The organism is Lysinibacillus sp. NPDC048646 (assembly GCF_050272295.1).
In the GTDB taxonomy this organism is placed as follows: domain Bacteria; phylum Bacillota; class Bacilli; order Bacillales_A; family Planococcaceae; genus Lysinibacillus.
In genome coordinates this window covers 97,560-117,083 of record NZ_JBNNLZ010000005.1, presented here as the reverse complement: position 1 = coordinate 117,083, position 19,524 = coordinate 97,560, and the positions used below count along the sequence as shown (strand labels likewise).

At 37.5% G+C, this 19,524-nt stretch carries 17 protein-coding genes, 1 pseudogene and 1 riboswitch; of the genes and pseudogenes, 17 read left to right on the top strand and 1 reads right to left on the bottom strand.

Features of this window, described 5'->3' with window-relative positions:
* The first annotated feature begins 328 nt into the window (after positions 1-328).
* Both ACQKII_RS08205 and ACQKII_RS08200 read left to right on the top strand, forming a co-directional pair.
* Positions 329-2,317: an ABC1 kinase family protein gene (locus ACQKII_RS08205; protein WP_427458179.1), complete on the top strand. Its 1,989-nt coding sequence runs from the start codon at positions 329-331 to the stop codon at positions 2,315-2,317.
* Positions 2,318-2,674: 357 nt separating this feature from the next.
* On the top strand, positions 2,675-3,808 hold the full coding sequence (locus ACQKII_RS08200) for an NlpC/P60 family protein (protein ID WP_427458177.1): 1,134 nt from the start codon (positions 2,675-2,677) through the stop codon (positions 3,806-3,808).
* A gap of 184 nt (positions 3,809-3,992) precedes the next feature.
* Here ACQKII_RS08200 and ytvI read toward each other — a convergent pair whose 3' ends face one another.
* A complete protein-coding gene (ytvI, locus tag ACQKII_RS08195; protein ID WP_427458175.1) occupies positions 3,993-5,051 on the bottom strand; it encodes a sporulation integral membrane protein YtvI in 1,059 nt (352 codons plus the stop codon).
* Between the two features lie 92 nt (positions 5,052-5,143).
* Here ytvI and ACQKII_RS08190 point away from each other — a divergent pair, with 92 nt between their 5' ends.
* The 15 genes and pseudogenes from ACQKII_RS08190 to ACQKII_RS08120 all read left to right on the top strand — a co-directional run bounded on the left by ACQKII_RS08190 (position 5,144) and on the right by ACQKII_RS08120 (position 19,474).
* The gene (locus ACQKII_RS08190; protein ID WP_427458173.1) at positions 5,144-5,692 is read left to right on the top strand and encodes a hypothetical protein; all 549 of its coding nucleotides are present in this window, start codon (positions 5,144-5,146) and stop codon (positions 5,690-5,692) included.
* 831 nt (positions 5,693-6,523) lie between these two features.
* On the top strand, positions 6,524-6,823 hold the full coding sequence (locus ACQKII_RS08185) for a hypothetical protein (protein WP_427458171.1): 300 nt from the start codon (positions 6,524-6,526) through the stop codon (positions 6,821-6,823).
* Positions 6,824-7,136: 313 nt separating this feature from the next.
* A riboswitch (cobalamin riboswitch) is annotated at positions 7,137-7,349 on the top strand.
* A 177-nt stretch (positions 7,350-7,526) separates the two neighbouring features.
* Positions 7,527-8,066 (top strand): hypothetical protein, encoded by a 540-nt coding sequence (locus ACQKII_RS08180; protein WP_427458169.1) that lies wholly within the window; start codon positions 7,527-7,529, stop codon positions 8,064-8,066.
* Positions 8,067-8,071: 5 nt separating this feature from the next.
* A complete protein-coding gene (locus tag ACQKII_RS08175; protein ID WP_427458167.1) occupies positions 8,072-9,022 on the top strand; it encodes an ABC transporter substrate-binding protein in 951 nt (316 codons plus the stop codon).
* A 225-nt stretch (positions 9,023-9,247) separates the two neighbouring features.
* A complete protein-coding gene (locus ACQKII_RS08170; RefSeq protein WP_427458165.1) occupies positions 9,248-9,418 on the top strand; it encodes a hypothetical protein in 171 nt (56 codons plus the stop codon).
* A 39-nt stretch (positions 9,419-9,457) separates the two neighbouring features.
* On the top strand, positions 9,458-10,225 hold the full coding sequence (locus ACQKII_RS08165; protein WP_427458163.1) for a tyrosine-protein phosphatase: 768 nt from the start codon (positions 9,458-9,460) through the stop codon (positions 10,223-10,225).
* A gap of 172 nt (positions 10,226-10,397) precedes the next feature.
* Positions 10,398-11,777: an MATE family efflux transporter gene (locus tag ACQKII_RS08160; RefSeq protein ID WP_427458161.1), complete on the top strand. Its 1,380-nt coding sequence runs from the start codon at positions 10,398-10,400 to the stop codon at positions 11,775-11,777.
* On the top strand, positions 11,778-12,608 hold the full coding sequence (locus ACQKII_RS08155; protein WP_427458159.1) for a putative RNA methyltransferase: 831 nt from the start codon (positions 11,778-11,780) through the stop codon (positions 12,606-12,608).
* Positions 12,609-12,687: 79 nt separating this feature from the next.
* Entirely contained in the window at positions 12,688-13,296 is a 609-nt protein-coding gene (locus ACQKII_RS08150; protein WP_427458157.1) for a lysophospholipid acyltransferase family protein, read from the top strand.
* A gap of 57 nt (positions 13,297-13,353) precedes the next feature.
* The gene (locus ACQKII_RS08145; protein ID WP_427458155.1) at positions 13,354-13,818 is read left to right on the top strand and encodes a low molecular weight protein-tyrosine-phosphatase; all 465 of its coding nucleotides are present in this window, start codon (positions 13,354-13,356) and stop codon (positions 13,816-13,818) included.
* Positions 13,819-14,052: 234 nt separating this feature from the next.
* Complete coding sequence (locus ACQKII_RS08140) at positions 14,053-14,772, top strand: YebC/PmpR family DNA-binding transcriptional regulator (RefSeq protein WP_427458153.1); 720 nt, start codon at positions 14,053-14,055, stop codon at positions 14,770-14,772.
* A gap of 66 nt (positions 14,773-14,838) precedes the next feature.
* A pseudogene (locus ACQKII_RS08135) lies at positions 14,839-15,021 on the top strand (ArsB/NhaD family transporter); the annotation flags it as partial.
* 91 nt (positions 15,022-15,112) lie between these two features.
* Positions 15,113-16,861 (top strand): methyl-accepting chemotaxis protein, encoded by a 1,749-nt coding sequence (locus tag ACQKII_RS08130; RefSeq protein ID WP_427458151.1) that lies wholly within the window; start codon positions 15,113-15,115, stop codon positions 16,859-16,861.
* Positions 16,862-17,068: 207 nt separating this feature from the next.
* Entirely contained in the window at positions 17,069-18,811 is a 1,743-nt protein-coding gene (locus tag ACQKII_RS08125; protein WP_427458149.1) for a methyl-accepting chemotaxis protein, read from the top strand.
* Positions 18,812-18,898: 87 nt separating this feature from the next.
* Positions 18,899-19,474, top strand: a complete 576-nt coding sequence (locus ACQKII_RS08120; RefSeq protein ID WP_427458147.1) for a YdcF family protein — start codon at positions 18,899-18,901, stop codon at positions 19,472-19,474.
* The last annotated feature ends 50 nt before the right edge of the window (positions 19,475-19,524 follow it).

Below are 19,524 nucleotides of genomic sequence, written 5' to 3'. Positions count from 1 at the left end.
ATACTTATTGGGGTATAGATAAGATGGAAAGTTGAATTAACAATAAATAGTGAAGTCTATAATCTTGTTAAATCTTTATATAAGTTAATGATATACCTTGGTGGGTATATTATCAATGATAATTATTTCTTAATTTCAATATTTGTAGTGGTTTTACAAAGCAAATAATGTCTAATGATTGGGATACTGGATGTTCGAAAAATTTGGTGGGTAGAAAAAATAGCTGTTATATTCACTTATTGTTTTCCGACGTGAGCTTGTAAAAGAAAGTGCAGGCATGTATTTGTTATACTAGCAGTATTAGGAAGATACAACGGGGGTGGTACTGTTGATTTATGTGAAATTTCTTATTCAAATCATAGTCGTTTCGGGAATCATTTACTTTGTTAGTGGTCGTTTAATAGGTTCGAGTATTAATTTTGTACGAAGAGTGCTTTCTGTTGTTATAAGTGTGACACTCACTTCCTTTGTCTACTGGTATTCATACTTGCGTCATACAAATTTTTTATCGGAATCCATGATGCAAACTGTGACAGAGGTGAGTACGCTAATTTGGATAGGCAGCATGCTCCTTATCTCCATGCTGCTCTACCTCGTATTTGAGCTCTTTGATTCGAGTGGTATTGCTAGTGGAGATCGAAGACATGGACAGAGGTCGATACTATTAAGGTTACGAAGTTACTGGCGTCAACAAAAGAGATTACGCCAGGTATTAAAAATAGCAGTCACAAATGGTGTTGTACAAACAATTAAATATGCAAGACAGCGTGAAAATGAAAAGGAGCTCGCAATTGCACTCAGAACGACATTGGAGCAATGCGGTGGGATATTCATCAAATTTGGTCAAGTATTATCGACACGTAAAGAATTGTTTTCGCCCATATTCATAGATGAATTAGAACGACTTCAGCAAAGTGTGAGGCCGTTGCAACCGGAGCAAGTCACAAAGATTTTAGCACATTCCCTTCCAAAAGCTGTAGATGAGGTATTCACTTCTTTTCATATGGAGCCTTTAGCGGCAGCATCCATTGGACAAGTACATAAGGCACGACTGAAAAATTACGATGAAGTTGTGGTGAAATTACTTCGTCCAGAAGTGAAAGGCATAATGCGTGATGATTTGGATATATTAGAGGAATTCGCGAACTGGCTTACAAGCAAGTCAACGTGGGCTGAGTCGCTGGGTTTTCGAGAGTTGGCAGGTGGATTTGCGGATGGTTTGCGTGAGGAAATCCATTTAGATATTGAGGTGCGTAATACATTGCAGGTAACGAATGCGCTTGCGAAAAGTGATTATAAGGTTCGCATTCCTAAAATTTATACACAATACAGTGATGAAGACATTATTGTCATGGAATATGTACGTGGGAAAAGTGTAGCAGAAGGCGCATCAGAATTTAGACGGCTATCAATAGATCGCAGGCAGTTTGCGCAGACTGTATTGTATTCATTCTTTGAGCAAATGCTTTTTTCAGGAATATTTCATGCAGATCCGCATCCTGGCAATATATATATTGATGAGACAGATGGTACGCCGATTCTTCTCGACTTCGGAGCGGTCGGACGCTTGGGAGCGACTCAACAAGAAGGTTTAAAGCTATTTTTAATGGGTATTCAGCAGAATGATTCGAGTATCTTATATGATGGTTTAATGCTATTAGTAGAAAATGCTGCTCATGCAGAACGGGCTAGAATGGAGCAAGCAATAGATCAAATATTGTTGAAAATCACTTATGTAGATCGTATTCCAACTGAAGAGTTGATTCACTCGCTATTTACCGTTGTCCGTGATTTTGGCCTTGCGTTTTATCCCTCTGTCGGTCTGGCGCTTCGCTCATTAGTGACGTTGGATGGTACTTTGCGAATCATTGATCGACAATTTGATATTTTCACAGAGGCAAAAGATTTTTCTTCCGCCTATATGCGCGCAGCATTTCTAAAGCCTTTTAAAGAACCGATGGCTACAAAGGAACGTTTGCAAGAAGAGCTATCGATGTTAATTCCAACATTACGAAAAATGCCAAGAAGAGTTGACCAACTCATTCAACGAGTTGAAAGTGGGAAAATTATATTACACCATGATATTTTTTCAGATGAACATAATGCTCGTTTTATAACGCAGTTATTTTCACGTTTCGTCTTATTACTCGTTGGGATTACATTTGGTATTATATCTGTAGCGCTATTAGCTATCTCGCAATTTATACATGATTCCTATGCGGTTTACTTAAATACAGCAGCGTACTTAGGTCTGTTCTTATGTGCAATCCTATTAGTACGGCTATCTATTCAAGCTTTACGTTCCATGAAACAATAGGTAGGGGAAAAATTCCTCTGCCTTTTTTTTACTGCCTGAGAAATATATAGCGGTATATTACAAAACCATTACAAATAATCATTCGTCATTTGTGTAGCGGGAGTTAATTATGTGATAATGCAGTGTATTGTTGTATATTGTAGAGTAATTAAGTGATATCGATAATATTACAAAAATGTTTCGAGTTTTACTAAACTATTAAAACGACGAGAAATAGTATAAAAGTTGTGCCATTAATGCTAAACTTTAAAAGGCTAATAAAAGTATAAACGTAAATTTGATGATAAATAAAAATCGTTCAAGTGATTACATAGAACACCAAGAGCGAAATTGATGGATGAAGGGAAATGAAGATTAGTGGGTAAGCGCAATAAATGGCGTAAGTCGATGGTGCTAACATTAGCACTTGCTGGCGGCTTATTATTTAATACAGTCCAACCAACCGAAGTGCACGCAGAAGAAACTTCTCAACATATGATTGAGAAAAAAGCTCAGATTGATGCCGAAGTTAAGAAATTAGAGGCGGAATTAACAAATCTCCAAAACGATATTGACGAAAAAGTGAAAGTATTTAACCAAGTACAAGCAGATATTAAAGAAGTTGATGCGAGTATCGTGGAAACAGAAAAGCGTATTGAGCAACGTTCAGCTATTTTGAGTGAACGTATGGCTGCATACCAAGCGCAGGATAACACAGTGGGTGTTTATTTAAGCGTAGTTCTTGAAGCGAAAAGCTTTGCAGACTTAATGGACCGTGTCGTAGCGGTTAAAACATTAATGGATGCAGACCAAGAATTAGTCAATCAACAAGAAGCAGATAAAGCCAAATTAGAAGAACAAAAAGTAACTTTAGATGAAAAACAAAAAGAATTACAAAAGCAATTCCAAGCGCTTCAACAAAAAGAAAGCGAAATGGAAGTTAAAAAAGCTGAAAACGAAGCAAAATCACTTGCGTTAAAGGCTCAAATTGCATCGAAACAAGAAGAGGAACGCTTAGAGGCGGAACGGAAAGCAGCTGAAGAAGAAGCGGCTCGTTTACGTGCTCTTCAATCTGCTGCACCTGTAATGCAAACAACTAATATTAGTAATGGTGGTAAAACGCAATCAATCGTTGTTGGTTCAGGTACAGGTACAGCATCTTCTGGCGATGCTATTTCAACAGCTAAACAATTTTTAGGTCGTGGTTACGTATGGGGCGGTAGCAATCCATCAACAGGTTTTGACTGTTCAGGCCTTGTACAATGGTCATACAAGCAAGCGGGAGTTTCATTACCACGTACAGCATCTCAGCAATATTTAGCAACACAACGCATTTCCGCAAGTGAAGCACGTGTTGGTGACTTAGTATTCTTCAGCTATGGATCAGGCGTAGCACATGTCGGTATTTATCTAGGCAACAACACGATGATTGATGCGCAAAACAAAGGTGTTGTCATCGAATCACTTGATTGGTGGAATCAATATTTAGTAGGCTTCGGTCGCATTCAATAATCCTACTATTATATAGACGATTTAAATAGCAAAAAGGTCATCTTTGTAGAGCAAATTACAGAGATGGCCTTTTTAAAAGGTTAAAAAAATATAAAGGAAAGTTGCTATATGTGGCAATTACATTAAAATTCATTTTCTAGCGCATATCGCAGCTTAACTGCCACGAATGCGCTTTTCTAATAAGTTAAATTTTGAAGTTCCACTTGATAATGCCTGTTTCTTTTAAAGCGAAGAATAAAATAATAAAGAATGGTCCAGTGAGTAAACCAATAATACCAAATAGCTGAAGTCCGATAAACATTGCTATTAATGTTGGTAAAGTAGATAATCCAATATGATCTCCCATCATTTTGGGCTCGACTACTCGACGAATAATGAGTAAAATTACTGCTAAGATGAATAATTGAACAGCAATGGATGTGTTCCCCATTAATAAATGATAAAGTCCCCAAGGTGCCAAAATAATAATTGATCCCAGGAATGGAATAATGTCGATAAGCCAAATGATCAAGGTCATAGTGACAGCATATTTTGGTTGGATAAGGAGAAGTCCAACAAGTGTGACACCGCCAATAATAAAGCTAACGAGTAAATGTGCCTTCATAAAACCAAAGATTGCATCTTTTAAGCGATTGGAGATTATTTTCATCTTTTTAGCAGTAGATGGCTTTAAATATTTGTAAGTAACCTGTTTTAATTTTGGCAAATCGAGCATAAATAAAAATAGAACAATCATATATACGAGAAGACTAATAAAGAGGCTTGGAATTTCCGAAAAGAATGCGGTAACTTTGGTATAATTAAAGAAGTTTAGAAAAGATTCTTCAATTTTCTTGATGAAATCCAACGTCGTATTTTGAAGTGAGGTACTCACTTCAGCGGGGAAGTCTTCGGTATATTTAGAAATGTTATCTTGCATGTGAAGCCACATTTCCGATATCTTAGAAATATAATAAGGGGCTTGCTTAGAAACTATTATTATTTGCGACATGAGCTGTGTAATAGTAAAGTAACAAATAATAGAAATAAAGATAACGCTCATTATGTAAATGAAGGCGACTGCAATTTTACGTGACATTTTCCATTTGCGTTTAAAAAACATAACAATTGGTTCTAAGAAAAAAGCGGTAATTCCAGCCAGTATAATAGGCACGGAGACTGGTATGATAAAATATGCCGCAATTATTAGGCATATAATCACAAGCGTTCGTAAAATCAACTTTCGGGTAATAGATTTATTCATAAACTCTCCTTCTTGGTATAAATTAAGTTAAGTGTAACATAAAAAATTTAAAAGTTTATAACGTTCTGACAGAATAAAGGTAGGGATGAATCATGGAAAAAGAGGTTTTGCAACTTTTTAGTAATTTAACAGAGCTTGACCGTGAAATTCAATACGAGTCTTACGAAAAATTGATGAAAATTATGCAAGAACCAGTTGATTGGACATACGCAGTCTGGGAGCATCTCATTCAAGCCCTTACATATAAAGATGGACATGTGCGTGCGCGAGCAGTACAGTTTTTATGCGCATTGGCGGCAAAAAGTGATCCAGAAGAACGTGTACTAGAGGATTTTTTGAAAATCTGGGCAGTAACGTATGATGATAAAACCGTAACAGCAAGACATAGTCTACAAGCAATTTGGCAAATTGGTCTTGCAGGACAGGTGCAAAGAGATTTAATTGTTTCATATTTAGCAAAAAGATTCCAAACATGTATTGACGAAAAACACCCGGCACTCATGCGATATGATATTATTGTATCCTTTAAAAAGTTGTTTGATGCCACGAATGACACGAAACTATTGGAAATTGCACAAAGATTAATTGAAGAAGAACAAGATGCAAAATATAAAAAGAAATATAAGATGGCCATTCGTTAAACAAGCGTAATGGCTGTTTTTTTTATCTCCATTCAGCAGATATTTTTTGTACCGAAAGCGTAGCGACAGGTACAGAAGACTCCCACCTCTGAAGGTGGTGAGATGAATGCGGGTGTGGTTCCTTTTCAGTGGGTGTCCAAACACCTACTGAAATAGAGGAACTCAGTCTAAGAACGCCACGTCCTGTGGCAACGACTGAGTGACCAACATTATGTTGGCCCAAAGCCTCCGGCAGATGTCACGGATTTTGAATTGTGCGGACACAATTCAAAATCCGGACGCAATTACGCCAAGGCGAAATTGATTTGGAAACTCGTTTGTTGGAGAAAATTTAGTTTATTGCTATAATCATGAAAAATATGAAAAGGAGTTATATGTTAAAAGGAGGATGATTTCAATTTGATGTAGAATTAATAATTTGTAACAAAATACTGAAAAATAGGAGGTTTTATTATGTCGAAGGTGAAAAAATTCTTTTTTCCAGTATTAATACGATGAACAAGGTTTTGGTGATTTCGATCTTGGGAATGGGTTTAACTGGTGCCGTTTTAATCATCTCGGTCGCGCTGTTGTTCAAATCCCCAACGGGAAACGTGTTGCAGATGGTTGCTGCCGCCTCAACAGTAGCTTTCGCGGTGTTCGCTGTCTCGGCTCTAGTATTGCGACAGCGCTTTGAGGACAAAAGAGAGTGATATTTCTATATTTGGTTTGAATATTCTAAGTACGCCTCATAATTTGGCAACAAGTGTTAAAAGTTATGGTAGTTAGATAAAGCGGGTCAATATACAATTAGTATTAATTAATAAAGTCGGTATTAAGAAGTAGACAAATTTGTCTACTCCCAACCAATGTCGTTTTACATATCAGTTTGAAGATTTACAAAAAATGCATGAGAAATATGGTAAGAATAATTTCGTAGTTTTAGGTTTTCCTTGTGATCAGTTTGATAATCAAAATCCTGAAGATGGTGAGGAAACTATACAGCTTTGTAAAGTTAACTATGGTGTGACGTTTCCAATTTTTGAATTAGTGCAAGTAAACGGTGAGACAACACATCCATTATTCAATTATTTGAAGCATGAAGTGGATTTTCGAGAATTTGGAAAGGCGAATATGCAGGAAAAAAGCTAGCTCAATCCATTGTCCAAATTGTACCTAGCTTTTTAGATGGTCGTAATATTCACTGGAACTTTACAAAATTTTTAGTGGATGGGAACGGTAAAACGATTACTCGCTTTGAACCAACTGATTCACAACTTGATATTGAGCAAGCTATTGATAAAATCTTATAGTCATACTTTAATTAGAATTTTTGAGGGAGAAACACGAATAGCTAATCGTTATGTAGAAATAGTGCTAAGTTTTGTATATTTTCGATTAAGTTTTCCGCAATTTCGCAACTACTTTTTCAACACAATATATGATACACTGCTTTACAAGTGAATAATTCTTGCAGAATAAGGGTGCTAGGCCATAGCATAATCGGGAATTCGGTGTAAAACCGAAGCTGTTTCCGCAACTGTAAGTACAGATATCATAAAATTAAGCCACTGTCGAAGAATCATAACTCTAGTAGATGGGAAGGTTTTTATGACATCGCTACATAAAGGTAGCGAACTGTACAAGCCAGGAGACCGACCTTTATTTGAGCGTATAAATACTCTTCGGAAGTTAGGGGGATATACGGCAAATACATAGGCAATGTCGTGTCAAAGCGACGCTATTTATGCATTTTCGTCGTCTCTCTGTTAATCGGGAGCGGCTTTTTTTTATGCACTTTTACTTTCATCCAGTAAGTAAGAATAGTTTCGCGAAAGAAAGTGGGGTCTCAGGTTTGAAAAAAAATGCACGTTATTCATGTTATCCGTTTATGCGTGAAAAAATATCATTGGTAGATTATGAGATTCGTACAGATAGTTTAACAACGCATGTGGGTGTTGCATTAGCTGCTATAAAGAAAGAAACGGTTGAAGTTGTGGCAGCTGATTTGATGGCAATTTTGCCAATGGCCTATCATGTGAATGGTTCGGTGCGTGGCAAATTAGCTGTAACCGACGAAGATTTAGCATGGCTTAGCAATCGTTATGATTTTTACGTTGAGTATGTTAGGGAAGAGATTCAAAACTTTGTTTTACCTCAGGGGACGGAGGCTGCTGCTGCCCTTCATTTATGTCGAAGTGAAGCAAAGAAATCATACCGTGCCTTGCACAAAGTGTCTGAGGAGCGAGAAGTACCAACCATCCTTTTCGATTATCTAGGATTACTGGCCAATGTATTTTTCGTAATGGCTATATACATGAATCAACAGGCTGGAATCGCCGAGATTCCGTTTATAAGTAAATCATACCCAATGAAAAAGAAAAAAGGAGAATGAGTGAAGTGAAAAAATTAGTTAATTTCCAATGGCTTTCGATTTTGATGTTAGCGTTTGTCCTAGTAGGCTGCGGTACAACTGATGAAGCGAAGAATGGGGACACATCGAAGGAAGAAAAAACAGCTGAATCAGGCTATAAAGTGACAGATGATCGTGGTGTAGAAGTGACATTTGATGCTATACCAAAAACGATTGTATCCTTACAGCCAAGCAATACAGAAATCTTATTTGCATTAGGTGTAGGTGATAAAATCGTAGGTGCTACAGAGTATGATACATATCCAGCGGAAGCACAAAACATTGAACGTGTATCAGATTCTAGTACGTTTAATAGCGAACGCATTGTATCATTAAATCCAGATGTGGTGATAGCTTACTCTGCTAATGGTAAGGACGATGCGTTAAAAGGACTTGAAGATGCAGGTGTAAAAGTATTTGTTATCAAATCAGCAGCTTCATTTGAAGATGTCTATGGTGATATAGAACAAATTGCGACTGTCATGGGTGTTGAGGATAAAGGTGATCAACTAAATGAAGACATCAAGGCTAAAATAGCTGATGTTCAAGCAAAAGTAAAAGATGTAGAAAAACAAAAAAATGTTTACTTGGAAATTAGTCCGAAGCCAGAGATTTATACAGCAGGTTCAGGTACATTCCAACAAGAAATTTTAAATGCGGCTAAAGTGAACAATGTATTTGCTGACAAAAAGGATTGGGTAAAGGTTTCTGAGGAAAACGTCATTGCTAAAAACCCTGAAGTCATTCTAACAACTGTAAATTACGGCGAAGACCCTGTGGCAGAAATCATTGCTCGCAATGGTTGGAACACGATAACAGCGATTCAAAACAAAGCTGTATTTTATGTAGATGCTGATATATCCACTCGACCTGGGCCACGTATCGGGGAAGCGGTTGAGCTAGTAGCCAAAGCTGTATATCCTGAATTATTTCAATAATTGAAGATTTTTAAGAGCCGTCCTATAAGTTTGGGCGGCTTTTTGAAATATATGAATGTATACCGATACCGCCTCAGAAAGCCTTGCTAAGATGGAGAACGCGTTGGTAACAGCGGGGAAACACTACGTAGCAAAGTACACCGTTCGGGTACCGTTGACTGCCGCTCAGGTCAATTAGCGCACTGCTCAAAAATCACTTATCATCACGCAGTTTACGAGGAGTGTATGGAAAAGAAGGCAATGATATTTTTTGCGAAAAGTGGCGGCTTCACAACATGGGTGAATGCTAATTATGTGGTGTTTATCGTAAACAGTACATTTATTTTAGGAGCTTACTGTGTAAAGAAATACCCTAGTGTGAAAATTGGTATTATCCTTAGTTGTTCTATAGAATAGAGGGGAAGGTGATTGCTAATATAAGGGGGGACGTAGTGGATGACACAGTTTGACATGAAGGTTATTCCGTTTGAAGCAGTCTATAATTTCCGTGATATGGGTGGCTATAAGTCGAAAGATGGGCGTATTGTAAAAAAAGGCTTAATCTATCGTTCGGCAGCACTAGGGAAAATGACGATGGCGGATAAAGAACGCTTTGAGACATTAGGTGTGAAAACAATTTTTGATTATCGGGACAAACATGAAGCACAAAATAACCCTAATCCGACATTTTCAAATGCTAAATATATACAAATCCCAGCCAAGGGGAACCATGCTTTTGAAATGCCTACGAATACTGGGGGGCAAAATTTCTATAAAGTTGTAAGTCCAGAAATGTTCTGTGATTTTTATGCACAGATGCCCTTTAATAATGCTTCATTTAAAGAATTGATCGCCACGATTCAAAACCCTGAAAATTTAGGGCTTGTTCATCATTGTGCAGTGGGCAAGGACCGAACTGGTATAGGTGGTGCACTGATTTTATTAGCATTAGATGTCCCTGAGGAGATTATTATGCAAGATTACTTAGATACGAATGAGCTTTTACGCCCGATGGTAAATCGTATGGCACAGGCGATTCGGAAGGATTTTAATGATCGCGAATTACAGCAATTTTATGCATTAATGTCTGCTCGAGAAGATTATTTACAAGCGGCACTCGATGCAATGGATGTTCGTTATGGCTCAAAGACCGCATTTTTAGAGCAAGAGTTTGGTCTAACGCGAGACAAACGTGCACAATTACAAGCTAATTGCTTAAGTTAAAAAGACACCCTTTCACACAAGCCCTGTGAGAAGGGTTTTTTTATGTTCAACTTTCATGAGATGATAGGAAGGATTTTGCCATCCTTTCTCACCGTATAAGTCTTTACAGCAGACAAATCTATGATAAGATACAATAGGTTTTTATGCAATTTAGAGAGAGAAGTGAAAAGGATTGGCGGAGACGATTAGTGAGAAAAATGCGGCTGACCATTTAAGTTTATTTCATTTAACGTGGCCAATTTTTTTAGAAGTTTTTTTATTTATGTTAATGGGGTTAGCCGATACGTTTATGCTGAGTGCTTTATCTGATAATGCTGTATCGGGGGTTGGAGCGGCCAATCAATATATTCATATTGCAATTTTAATATTGGAAGTTGTCGGAAATGGTGCTTCGATTGTTGTTTCACAGTATCTTGGTTCAAGGCGTTACTTTGAGGCGGCGAAGATTTCGGCATTGGCAGTTACCATGAATTTATGCGTGGGACTAATTATGAGTGTCGTATTCTTCTTTGGTGCAAGTCGCTTAATGACCATGATGAATTTAAAGGGCGAAGTATTGATATATGCACAAAGCTATTTAGTTATTATTGGTAGTTTTATTTTTTTACAAGCGATTATCAATGCGTTAGCAGCAGTGATTCGTGTACATGGTTGGACAAAGCAAACGATGTATGTTTCCTTAGGCATGAACGTGCTCCATGTGGTATTAAATTATGGTTTGATTTTTGGTAATTTAGGCATGCCAGAGTTAGGTGTAAAAGGGGCAGCGATTTCTTCCGTTATTAGCCGTGGACTTGCAGTAATCGTGTTTTTATGGCTGTTGTATCAAGTGATGGAAGTTCGTGTAAAGCTAGAATATTACTTTACCTATTCAAAGGAATATGTTCAGAAAATATTAAATATTGGTTTACCGTCAGCTTTTGAGCAGGTGCTGTATCAGTTCTGTCAAATTATATTCCTTTACTATGCTACCTATTTGGGAGCCGAAACGCTGGCGGCTAGACAATATGCTATGAATATTTCTATGTTCACGTATTTATTTGCAATTGCTATAGGCACAGGGACAGCGATAATCATAGGTCGTAATGTCGGCGCCGGCAAAAAGGAGGAAGCGTACCATCAACTGTGGTCGAGTGTGCGTGCAGCTTTTATTTTCACGATAATAATGGTGGTGGCTGTGACGCTTTTCCGTACACAGCTTATGAGTATTTTTACGGATAATCCAGAGGTAATTGCTATTGGAGCGTCTGTCTTAGTACTGAGTATTTTACTTGAAACGGGGCGTACAATGAATATTGTTGTGATTAATTCATTACGTGCCTCAGGGGATGCAAGATTCCCTGTGAAAATTGGTTTTCTATCAATGGTTTGTATGAGTGTGCCACTTGGTTATTTGCTTGTATTCGTTTTAGAATGGGGCTTAGTAGGAATTTGGTTAGCTATATCGGCAGATGAATGGTTGCGTGCAATTATCGTATACTTTAGATGGAAAAGTCGAAAATGGGAGCGTTTTGCACTCGTTTCACCAACAGAGCAAAAGGAGGCGAATTAAATGGGGGCATTATCTAAACGAGCTGCGGGAGCGGCAATGATGAATAGAAATATTACTATATTTGCTTGTCCAATTTGTAAAGAGCCTATGCTTGTGCATGAACAAGGGCGGCTTGAATGTTCAATGAATCACTCTTTTGATATTGCTAAGCAAGGCTATGTGAATATGTTGACACATGGTGCTACTTCAAAATATAGTAAGGACCTTTTTGAATCTCGCAAGGCCATTATCGATAGTGGTATATACGACTTGCTTGAAGAAAAAATTAGAGAACAAATTGCTGCTGCCAAAATAGTGCTGGATACAGGCTGTGGCGAGGGTTCACATTTAGCTCGTATTATGGCGCAAAGAGAAGGTATTGGCATTGGCATTGATATTGCAAAGGAAGGAATTCTTGCTGCAGCTCGACATTATCCACAGCAAATTTGGTGTGTGGGTGACTTAGCGAAGAGTCCATTTGCAAAGACTAGCTTTGATGCGATCTTAAATATTTTATCGCCGGCGAATTATGAAGAATTCAAGAGACTATTAGTACCCGGCGGCTGTGTGATAAAGGTTGTACCGCAAAGTGGTTATTTACAAGAGCTTCGCACACAGCTATATGCTGATTCAGCTAAAGAAACGTATTCTAATGAACAAACCGTAGAACGTTTTCGAGATAGTTTTGCCGATGTGATGGTTGAACGTGTTACCTATACAGTGCCACTTGCTTCAGAGCTTGTTCCTGCACTACTTGAAATGACACCAATGGGCTGGCATAAGTCAGATGAAGCGAAAATTTCTCTACATGAAATAACAATTGATGTTGATGTGTTAGTGGGAAAGGTCTAATTGTTGTATAGGTAATTGCAGCATACTAGTCTTTTCGATTACAATAGTGATAACTATTTAATAAGATAGGAATGAGACCGTGTATAAATTTGTAGCAAGCATCGTCAAGATAATATTAAAGTTAATGGGCTCGAAGGCTCGTGTATATGAGGAGCAGAACTTACCGAAGGATGGTGGGTTTATTATTGCATGTACCCATACAGGCTATGTTGATATTTTAAACTTAGGTGTTTCCATGTATCCCCGTGAAATTTATTTTATGGCGAAGAAGCAATTGTTTGATATAAAAGGACTTGGCTGGCTCGTCGGGCATTTAAATGCCTTTCCGGTTGACCGCGATAACCCAGGGCCAAGTGTCATTAAAATACCTTCACAGTTATTGAAGGAGGGGAAAATTGTTGGGATTTTCCCTTCTGGTACTCGTAATTCAGAAGGTGCTGATTTAAAGCAAGGTGCGATTACGATTGCACAGCTGTCAAAGACGCAAATCGTACCAGCTGCTTACGTTGGTGCACGTAATGCTGGCGATGTTTTTAAGCGTGGCAAGGGTTATCTAATCTATGGCGAACCGTTTTATGTAACAGGTAAGGGTAAAGACGGACGCGAGGAATTTATGCATCATTTAGAGCATGAACTAATTGCGTTAACAGAAGAGTTACACAAGCGGATTGCAGTAGAGAAAAAGTGAAAAGAAAGCACTCAAAATCATTTGGTTTTGAGTGCTTTGTCGTAGGAGGACATTGGTATGATTCGAGTGCTTTTTGTTTGTTTAGGTAATATATGTCGTTCACCCATGGCTGAAGCAGTGATGCGTGATTTAGTAGGAAAAGAGCATCTAAGTGACGCCATTGAAGTGGATTCTGCTGCGACGAGTGCGTGGCATATTGGAGAACCACCACATCTTGGTACGCAAGATAAGCTTCGAGAGTATGGAATCTCAACGAAAGGGATGAAAGGACGACAATTACAAAAGATTGATTTCGAACAATTTAATTATATTGTTGGGATGGATCATAGTAATATTCACAACATCCACACCATGTTGGGCAATCCAGATTCACCTAAGATTTTGCGCTTTTTAGATTTAACGAGTCATAGAAAAGACGTACCTGACCCTTACTATACAGGGGATTTTCAAGAAACCTATGACTTAGCCATAGAAGGATGCCAGGCATTATTAGTAAAGATTAAACAAGATATGAAATTGTGAAAATACTACTATTTATGGTAAAGCAGTTTAAACAAAGGCTCGAAATGATGAAATTTTTTGTAATTTGACTTTCATAAAACATCACCTTAAACATTGGTATATCTAGCTTTGTAAGCATCATTGTGTTATTATTTGCAGAGTAAAGATACGATAAGTATTTAAATACCATTTACAGATGTGTAGTTGCACATCTATGATTTTTATAAACTTTATTTTCGAAAGAGAGTGGAAACAATGGGTCGTAAGTGGAACAATATTAAAGAAAAGAAGGCGTCTAAAGATCAAAGCACAAGCCGTGTAAATGCAAAATTCGGTCGCGAAATTTATGTAGCAGCAAAATCAGGCGAACCAGACCCTGAATCAAACCGCGCCCTTAAAGTTGTCCTTGAACGTGCAAAAACATATAGTGTCCCAAAACATATCATTGAAAAAGCAATTGAAAAAGCGAAAGGTGGCGGCGATGAAAACTTCGATGAGTTACGCTATGAAGGTTTTGGTCCAGCCGGCACAATGCTAATCGTGGATGCTTTAACAAACAACGTAAATCGTACGGCATCTGATGTGCGTGCAGCATTCGGTAAAAACAATGGCAACATGGGAGTAAGCGGTTCGGTGGCTTATATGTTCGATTCAACAGCTGTTATTGGTCTAGAAGGTAAATCGGCAGACGAAGTACTTGAGATTTTAATGGAAGCTGATGTTGATGCACGTGATATTCTGGAAGAAGAAGAAACAGTAATTATTTATGCAGAACCAGATCAATTCTTTGCTGCTCAAGAAGCACTAAAAGAAGCAGGCGTACAAGAATTCACGGTGGCTGAGCTTGCCATGTTACCACAAACAGAAGTTGCATTGACTGGTGAAGATGTAGCAAAATTCGAAAAATTAATTGATGCATTAGAAGACTTAGATGATGTACAAAATGTTTACCATAATGCAGATTTAGGCGAATAAAATTAAATAATGTTAAACCAGTAGCGATATCATTGCTACTGGTTTTTATTTAGGGAGGAGAATTGTAATCTAGGACCGAAAATGAATCCGATTGGATCACTTGCCACATTATTGTGGCTTCATATATTAGCGCAAAAGGGCATGAAAATAAGCTGGAGTCAGTTTTTAAAGATAGGTGTTATTCTAACTGTACCGACGCTTTTCGCTACTTTACTAGCATTAATCGCTTGGATAGTAATAATTACGTAGTAACAAAGTCGAAATAGTTGAAAAAATAGAATAATAGGTGATAATAAGGGATTAGTATACTAGTAAATTAAAGGAGGAAAGTGCTAATCATATGCGGACAGCAGATAAGTTAAGCAATAAAATTGTTTTTATTTCGTTAATTACGTTAGTAACTTTATTGATTTTTTTTATTTTGACGACAATCTATACGGCGAGATCTGCAGTTAATCAAACGATGGGCTCACAGGCAGTAGAAGTGGCGGAGAACATAGCTAAACATTTACATGCAGATGATTATGTTGAACTGTCAGAAAATCCAATAGAATCTGAATTATACTGGCAACTACGAAAAGAGTTAAATGATTTACGCGAAAAAAACGGTGTCTTGTATGCTTATACATTTGCAGCACCGAAAGTGGATCAGAAGGTAAGATTTTTAGTAGATGGTATGCCCGTAGATGACCAAGAAAATGCAGGGGTTATTGGTACTGAATCTTCATCAACAAACTACAAAGATCTTGAAAAAGTCATGGATAAGGGTAGTTATTATTCGGATATATTACATAGTGATTTTGGTGATTACTTATCAGGTACGGTGCCTTTAAAGGATGCTTCGGGTAATACTGTTGCTTACGTTGGAGTCGATATTGAAGCTACACAGGTAAGTGGGGTAAATAAGGCAGTTTTGACTTCAATCTTACCAGTTATAATAATCATTATATTAATTTTAACAGTAATTGTTATGTACGTGATGTATAGCTATGTAAACCGTGCATTAAATCCGCTAACGTATCTAGGGAGAGCTGCAGAAAGCTTCGCCCACGGTGATATTGCTAATGCAACTGTAGAGGTTGCCAAAATTCACTTAAAAGGTAAAAATGAAATTACGGTTTTTGCACAAGCCTTCCAGGAATCGTTAAGTAAATTAAAAGATACTTTCTATACTATTCAAAATCGAACTTCGACATTACAAGAAGTTATAGAGAAAATAGATTTAACATCACAGCATGTTGAAACATCCAATACGAAAATTGCAAACCGAATTATTGAGGTTGCGGCGGGCAGTGAGCAACAACAACAAAATAATAACGAAGTCGTCTTAACGATGAATGAAATGTCGATTGGCATTCAACGTTTAGCTGATACAACTTCAGAAATTGCAGAGTCTTCTTCAGCGATGACAGGGTTAGTGGAAAAGAGCGTAAGCCATTCCAAAGAAGTTGTTTCACAAATTCACAATGTAGAGGCATCCGTATTACGTACGGCCGGCCATGTTGAAGAAATGGGTGAAAAATTCCGTTCCATTGAAGAAATGGTATCGGTTATTACTAGCATTGCCGATCAAACAAATTTACTCGCATTAAATGCAGCAATTGAAGCAGCAAGGGCTGGAGAAGCAGGTAAAGGATTTGCTGTAGTGGCTGATGAGGTGCGAAAACTTGCTGAAATGTCCAAGGTTTCTGCTGATGATATTCATAAGCATTTAGAAAGTTTTAAGGACATTACAGACCGTGCACTACATGAAATGACTTGTAGTACAGAGGATGTACAGTCCGGAAATAAGGCAGTTCAGCAAATTGGTGAGAGCCTGACACAAATTCTACATTCGGTCGTTGAGGTAAATAATAAAATTCAGGATGATTCAGCAGTTATTGAGGAAATGTCTGCAGGCTCAGAGGAAATTTTAGCGACGACTGAGCAAATGCAAAATATAGCGCAGTACAGTGCACAAGGAACGAAGGAAGTGGCGGCTGCATCAGATTTACAAGTGTCCATGGTTTCAGAATTAAATGAAATTGTGAATATTCTAGAGCAAACTTCAAAAGAAGTAATTGGAGCCATTCATACATTTAAATTATGATAAACATCAAAAAGCTATTTTTCTACTGACCATAATCATGTAGAAAGATAGTTTTTTTCTTATACATAAAAATATTTTAATAGAATATTCAGACAATAAAACGACTAATTGCATATTATTTGTGATTTACCCATTGTGTAAACTTTGAAACCATTCCATAATATAGATTAATACAGGTTGTGAACGAAGAGAAAAAGGGGGGAAAGTATGAAATTTTTACGTTCAATACAGGGGAAACTAATTATCATTTCATTAGCATTACTAATAGTGCCGAGCTTAATTATTGGTATAGTTAGTTATGGGAAAGCAAAAGATGGTATGGAAAGTATTGGAGAACAAGTTATCGAAAATAGCGTTAAATCTGCTTTGCAATTAATTGAACTTGCAAATGAAAGAGTAGAAAATGGCGACATCCCTTTGGGAGTTGCGCAAGAAAGAATGCGGGAAGCATTTCTTGGACCAAAGGACAGTGAGGGAAAGCGGCCAATTAATTATCCTGGAAATCTCGGTGAGAACGGGTATATCTATGTTTTAGACGATGAGGGAACTTTAACAACCCACCCTACTCGTGAAGGGGACAATCTTTGGGAGGATAAGGATAGTAGCGGCAAGTATTTTATTCGTGAAGTAACTGATCGAGCACTGGAGGGCGGGGGTTTTACAGAATACGAGTTTGAATTACCGGGACAACAAACATTGGCTGATAAAATAATCTACTCAGAAAAAGATCCTCATTGGGGATGGATTATTGCATCGGGTACATATATGCAAGATTTTAATAAAGAAGCGAACTCATTGTTATTAGTAATTGGGCTTACACTATTTGGGGCAGTTATTATTGGAAGTATCATTGTTATCTTAGTTTCTAGACATTTGGCTTTACCTATTGGTCGCTTGTCGAAACGTGTACGTGAAGTAGCAAAAGGAAATTTAACCGTTGAAATTGAAAATCTACAACGTTCTGATGAAATTGGTCAACTAAATGTAGGCTTTAATGAAATGGTTAATCAATTAAAAACATTAATTACAGATGTTGAAGAATCGATTGTAGAAATACAAGCAACTTCTTCTAACCTTACAGCGGTGACAGAAGAAACAAATGCATATGGTGATGAAATAGTAAAAGCAATTAATGAAGTATCAAGAGGCGCAGTGCAACAGGCATCAGATGCTGAGGATACGAATCGCACAACTCTTGAATTTGCACAGCAAATCATCGTTTTACATGATAAAAACACATCCATGTTGGACTCATCACAATTGATGAAAAAGTCCAATGAGGAAGGTTTAGCAAATTTAAATCGTTTGAAGGAAAAGTCATTGGAATCGTCAACACTTATAAGTAATGTACAAACTGTTTTTGATAGTCTTATAGTGAAGGTAAGAGAAATTGAAGGCATTGTTGGAACGATTAATGAAATTTCTGATCAGACAAACCTTTTGGCGTTAAATGCATCGATTGAAGCTGCTCGTGCCGGTGAACATGGGAAGGGCTTTGCCGTAGTTGCAGAGGAAGTACGTAAACTTGCAGATCAAACATCGGTGGCGACAGAATTAGTGCGTACAACATTACGTGGTATTGAAAGTGAAACAAATTTAGTTACTGGTGAAATGCAAAAAACGAATTCCATTGTTCAAGAGCAAAATGATTCGGTAGCGATTACAGAAACATCATTTAAAGAAATTGAGTTAGCAGTCGAAAAAATCATTTCTGCAATAGAGGAAATGGCAACTGGCGTAGAATATTTAAATCAATCGAAGGATGAAATCATGCATTCTATTGAAAGTGTTGCGCATATTAGTGAGAAAAACGCTGGTGCATCAGAGGAAGTAACTGCATCTGTAGACGAGCAACAGCGTGCAATTCAACTTATTAGTGAATCCTCAAATGATTTAACGGATGAAATCTCTGCATTACAAGAGTCTATTAAGCGCTTCATATTACGATAACTAATCGGATGTTTGTACAGTAGTAAGACTTTGTACAAGCATCCTTTTTCATTGTCGGACGTTGATAGAAGTAAAGGGGTGATGCATTTGAAAAAGTGGATAACGAGGGTGATGATTCTACTAGTCTGCATGGGCGGTGTGATTTATATATGGTTAGGTGAGGAAATGAAACGTGGTGTTCAACCTGCCGCGAATGGGACAGCTACATACATGATTGTACTTGGAGCCAAGGTAAAACCAGGTGGCGTTCCTTCACTATCTTTAAAAAATAGATTAGAGGAGTCGATTGAGTATTTAAATACGTATCCACATGTAAAGGTAATTGTTTCAGGTGGACAAGGATCTGACGAGGACAGAACAGAGGCATCCGTCATGCTAGATTATTTGGTGAAAAGAGGTATTCCAGCTGAACGTATTTTAGTAGAAGACCAATCAACATCGACATACGAAAATTTATTATTTTCAAGGGATTTATTACCAAATGATATAAAGCAAATTACCATTGTTTCGAATGATTTTCATTTACAACGGGCGAAGTATTTAGCGAAGTCTTTAGGCTTTGAGGTGGATGTTGTTGCCGCAAAAACACCTAAATCGGTTGAAACAAAGTTAAGAATCCGTGAAAGAGCGGCGTTATTAAAAACATATATTTTGGGTTATTAAAGGTATATTTTGTTTCTTAATATCTTGTATTTGGCATATAATAGAAATAT

Coding starts and splice junctions, on each gene's coding strand:
- ytvI (WP_427458175.1), bottom strand. CDS start 5,051: ATGAATAAATCTATTACCCGAAAGTTGATTTTACGAACGCTTGTGATT.
- ACQKII_RS08190 (WP_427458173.1), top strand. CDS start 5,144: ATGGAAAAAGAGGTTTTGCAACTTTTTAGTAATTTAACAGAGCTTGAC.
- ACQKII_RS08170 (WP_427458165.1), top strand. CDS start 9,248: ATGGAAAAGAAGGCAATGATATTTTTTGCGAAAAGTGGCGGCTTCACA.
- ACQKII_RS08165 (WP_427458163.1), top strand. CDS start 9,458: ATGACACAGTTTGACATGAAGGTTATTCCGTTTGAAGCAGTCTATAAT.
- ACQKII_RS08155 (WP_427458159.1), top strand. CDS start 11,778: ATGGGGGCATTATCTAAACGAGCTGCGGGAGCGGCAATGATGAATAGA.
- ACQKII_RS08145 (WP_427458155.1), top strand. CDS start 13,354: ATGATTCGAGTGCTTTTTGTTTGTTTAGGTAATATATGTCGTTCACCC.
- ACQKII_RS08140 (WP_427458153.1), top strand. CDS start 14,053: ATGGGTCGTAAGTGGAACAATATTAAAGAAAAGAAGGCGTCTAAAGAT.
- ACQKII_RS08130 (WP_427458151.1), top strand. CDS start 15,113: ATGCGGACAGCAGATAAGTTAAGCAATAAAATTGTTTTTATTTCGTTA.
- ACQKII_RS08125 (WP_427458149.1), top strand. CDS start 17,069: ATGAAATTTTTACGTTCAATACAGGGGAAACTAATTATCATTTCATTA.